This window comes from Candidatus Eisenbacteria bacterium (genome assembly GCA_030017955.1).
Lineage (GTDB): Bacteria > Eisenbacteria > RBG-16-71-46 > JASEGR01 > JASEGR01 > JASEGR01.
This window is the reverse complement of record JASEGR010000131.1, coordinates 1-4,152: the sequence shown is the minus strand read 5'-3', so window position 1 is coordinate 4,152 and position 4,152 is coordinate 1. Positions and strand designations below refer to the sequence as shown.

The window sequence follows — 4,152 nt, the reverse complement described above, 5'->3', positions numbered from 1 at the left end:
CTTGGGACCTTCTCCAGCCCCAGGATGCGATGAGCCGACATCGAGGTGCCAAACCGCGGCGTCGATATGAACTCTCGGCCGCGATCAGCCTGTTATCCCCGGCGTACCTTTTGTCCGTTGAGCGATGGCGCTACCACTAGCAACCACCGGATCACTATGTCCTACTTTCGTATCTGCTCGACTTGTGGGTCTCGCAGTTAAGCTCCCTATCTGCCATTGCGCTCCGCGCATGATTGCTAACCATGCTGAGGGAACCTTCGAACTCCTCCGTTACTGTTTGGGAGGAAACCGCCCCAGTCAAACTGACCCTCTAGCACTGTTCCCCACCCGGATTCACGGGTCGGGGTTAGACGTCCGCCTTATCAAGACTGGTATTTCACTGTTGACTCCATCCGCCCTGACGAGCGGACTTCAGAGTCTCCCAGCTATGCTACACATGATAAACCAAACGCCAATGCCTGATTACAGTAAAGGTGCACAGGGTCTTTCCGTCCTGCTGCGGGCATCCGGCATTTTCACCGGAACTACAACTTCACCGAGATCCTCGTTGAGACAGCGCTCCCAGCGTTACACGATTCGTGCAGGTCGGAACTTACCCGACAAGGAATTTCGCTACCTTAGGACCGTTATAGTTACGGCCGACATTCACCAGGGCTTCAGCTCGGAGCGTCCTCCGCCTTGCGGCGGAATGACCCCTTGCTTTGACTTTCTGGCATTGGTCACGTGTCACACTCTATACATCCTCTTTCGAGTTCGCAGAGTGCTGTGTTTTTGTTAAACAGTCGCAGGAGCCCTTTCACTGCGCCTTCCAGCAGCTTATTCAACCCGAAAGCCAAACTCACCGCCAGAAGGACCCCTTCTTCCGAAGTTACGGGGCTAGATTGCCGAGTTCCTTAACGAGGTTTCTCTCGCGCGCCTTGGTATATTCTACCTTCCCACCTGTGTCGGTTTTGGTACGGTTGCCCCTCTGACTTGCTAGGAGCTTTTCTCGGCAGCATGGCATCGGTCAATCCACCTCACCCGAAGGATTGGCGTCCCGTCGCTCTTCGGGGATAGCGCCCTGGCGGATTTGCCTGCCAAGGCCCCCTACAAGTTTAGACCGTCACTTCCGATCGACGGCCGACCTAGCCTCCTGCGTTACTCCATCGCTCAGACGTCAGAAAGGCAGTACAGGAATATTAAACCTGTTACCCATCGCCTACGCCTTTCGGCCTCGGTTTAGGGGCCGACTAACCCTGGGCGGACGAACCTTCCCCAGGAAACCTTGGGATTTCGGCGGCAGGGATTCTCACCCTGCTTTTCGTTACTCATGTCCGCATCATCACTTCCGTGCTGTCCACTGCTTACGCCCCGGCAAAAACCGGGGACCCTTCCGGGCCCGCTTCAACCGGCACGGAACGCGTCTCCTACCCCTTGCATCCCGGCGAACCGGAACGCAAAGCCGCAGCTTCGGCAGCTGATTTAAGTCCCGATCATTTTCGGCGCGGAACCACTCGACTAGTCAGCTGTTACGCACTGTTTAAATGATGGCTGCCTCTAAGCCAACATCCTAGCTGTCTTAGCAGTCCCACATCCTTACACACTGAACCAGCGTTTCGGGGCCTTAGCTGGCGGTCTGGGCTGTTGCCCTCTCGACTATGAAGCTTATCCCCCACAGTCTGACTCCACGTGCAATCGGAACGGTATTCGGAGTTTGAATGGCGTCAGTATCCCGGTAAGGACCATCATCCAATCAGTGCTCTACCCCCGTTCCAGACATTCACGCAGGCTAGCCCTAAAGCTATTTCGGAGAGAACCAGCTATCACCCAGTTTGATAAGTCTTTCGCTCCTACCCACAGCTCATCGAAGACCTTTTCAACGGTCACTCGTTCGGCCCTCCACCTCCTGTTACGGAGGATTCAGCCTGGCCATGGGTAGCTCACTGGGCTTCGGGTCTGCAGCATACGACTCTGTTCGCGCGTTTCGCGCTCGCTTTCGCTTCGGTTACTCCGTTTCATCGGATTAGCCTGGCCGCATACCGCAAGTCGCGGACTCATTATGCAAAAGGCAAACGGTCATCCCGATTCTCTTGCGAGGTCGAGACTCCCATAGCTTGTAAGCGCGCAATTGCAGGTACTATTTCACTCCCCGACAGGGGTTCTTTTCACCTTTCCCTCGCGGTACTAGTTCACTATCGGTCATCAGCGAGTATTTAGCCTTGGGGGGCGGTCCCCCCGGATTCAGACAGGGTTTCACGTGTCCCGTCCTACTTGGGATACCTCTAGGCTGCCTCAAGGTTTCGCCTACAGGGCTATCACCTTCTATGGCGGATCGTTCCAGATCCTTTTGCTACCCATCCGCAATGCCACATCGAGGTCCCGCAACCCCGTCCCGCAAGCGGGACGGTTTAGGCTCTTCCGGCTTCGCTCGCCACTACTGACGGAATGACTCTTGTTTTCTTTTCCTCAGGGTACTGAGATGTTTCACTTCCCCTGGTTTCGCCCTGAAGCCCTATTGAATTCAGGCCACAGTGATCCCACATTGCGGGATCGGGTTGCCCCATTCGGAAATCCCCGGATCAAAGCGTGTCTGCCGCTCCCCGGGGCTTATCGCAGCTTACCACGTCCTTCATCGCCTGCTGATGCCAAGGCATTCATTGCGCGCCCTTCATAACTTGACCGAAAAACCTGCCCGCCCGTTCGCCGTTGCCGGCGCCCGGCGAGCTCATCTTCTCGGCGCGCCGCCACGCCTCCGCCACAAAGCGGCGACGCGGCAGCTATGAAGTTGCCTGCCCTTCTCTATGTGGTTTTCAAAGAACAATTAGTTTTCCGCACGCCGGCGGATCGCCGCCAGCGCGCGGAAACCGCGCGGACTTGCCGCGCGAATATCCACACTCCACCAACCGACCAAACTCATCTGCCCAAATCCATCGGGGTCAGACAAAACGATCGGTCGGGCGAAACTCCGTTACACGCAAAGCTACAGCCTTTTTCTGATTCTTTCAAGAGTGGTTCTAGCCTCAGGCGCCATCGCAAAAAATTTTACGAGTTTCTCGCAAGCATATTCATCGCAATAGGCGCAATTCTTCAAACCCTTCTCTTGTCCACATTTTTTTATTTCGCAGACTTTACAGTGACAAAAGAGAGCCTATCACTTCCCGATAGACATCCATCACAGTTGATGTGCTCCGGCGGAATGTTCGTGTTGTACTGCTTAGACCATATCTCAGCAACCTTCTTTCTTTCGTTGTCGTCATCCTTTCGGGTTGCCAAGAATGCAAGGCATTCGGTACAGACTAGTCCACAAAACCCTATCATTTCCCTCATGTTCTTCATGGCCATTTGCTCCTTCGTTTTGTCACTCCACCATGCCCCCTGCCAGCCGTAGCTCGCAACCAACTCGACCCCGCCCTTCCTCATTCGCCAAGGTTTCGGAGGCCATGCGAAGCCTGGAGCGTTCCGCCCCGCTTCGCTCCAAGCGAAGCATGGTGGGCGCGCCTGGAATCGAACCAGGGACCTTGTCCTTATCAGGGACACGCTCTAACCAACTGAGCTACGCGCCCGCAACGCCGTTCTGGCATGCCAAGCCGTAGCCGACGAGCGCTCCCCATCGCGCGCCGGGGGGCCTTCGCCTTTTCGGGCTCCAGCATGGCAGCCATCGCTTCCCGCTGCGCTCGTCGCGAAGGCTGGTGGAGGCAACCGGGCTCGAACCGGTGACCCCGAGCTTGCAAAGCTCGTGCTCTGCCAACTGAGCTATGCCCCCCAACGGTCCCGCCCTCCGGCCAGACCGCCACCGGGGCAACGGACGATCACCGGCCGCGCACCCCAACCCTGGAATGACTCGTCCTGCCGCGCTTCGGACCGGAAACGGTGCGACCTGCCATCGCTGAACTTGTGTCGGGAGACTTCCGACATTATCCGCTCAGCCTTGCGGCTTTGCGGCCGTCGATCCCGGACTGAACCGGAGCCGACGATTGACCTCGGCAACGCCCGCCTTTCGGCGGGCGACCTTGCTCCTTAGAAAGGAGGTGATCCAGCCGCAGGTTCCCCTACGGCTACCTTGTTACGACTTCATCCTAATCACCCCCCACACCTTCGGTGCTTTCCTCCCTTGCGGGTTGGTACGGCAACTGCAGGTGCAGACGGCTTTCATGATGTGACGGGCGGTGTGTA

The 4,152-nt window shown here is 56.8% G+C and carries 1 protein-coding gene, 2 tRNA genes and 2 rRNA genes; all 5 read right to left on the bottom strand.

The window, feature by feature from the left end; genetic code table 11:
• Positions 1-2,660 (bottom strand): 23S ribosomal RNA (locus QME66_12780); the annotation flags it as partial.
• Between the two features lie 433 nt (positions 2,661-3,093).
• Positions 3,094-3,399: a DUF3795 domain-containing protein gene (locus QME66_12775; protein ID MDI6809826.1), complete on the bottom strand. Its 306-nt coding sequence runs from the start codon at positions 3,397-3,399 to the stop codon at positions 3,094-3,096.
• 66 nt (positions 3,400-3,465) lie between these two features.
• A tRNA-Ile gene (locus QME66_12770) sits at positions 3,466-3,542 on the bottom strand.
• A gap of 124 nt (positions 3,543-3,666) precedes the next feature.
• Positions 3,667-3,742: transfer RNA gene (locus QME66_12765), tRNA-Ala, on the bottom strand.
• A 258-nt stretch (positions 3,743-4,000) separates the two neighbouring features.
• Positions 4,001-4,152 (bottom strand): 16S ribosomal RNA (locus QME66_12760); the annotation flags it as partial.

What these genes read in the sequence shown, in the direction of transcription:
- QME66_12775 (MDI6809826.1), bottom strand. Translation starts at nt 3,399, where the DNA reads ATGAGGAAGGGCGGGGTCGAGTTGGTTGCGAGCTACGGCTGGCAGGGG.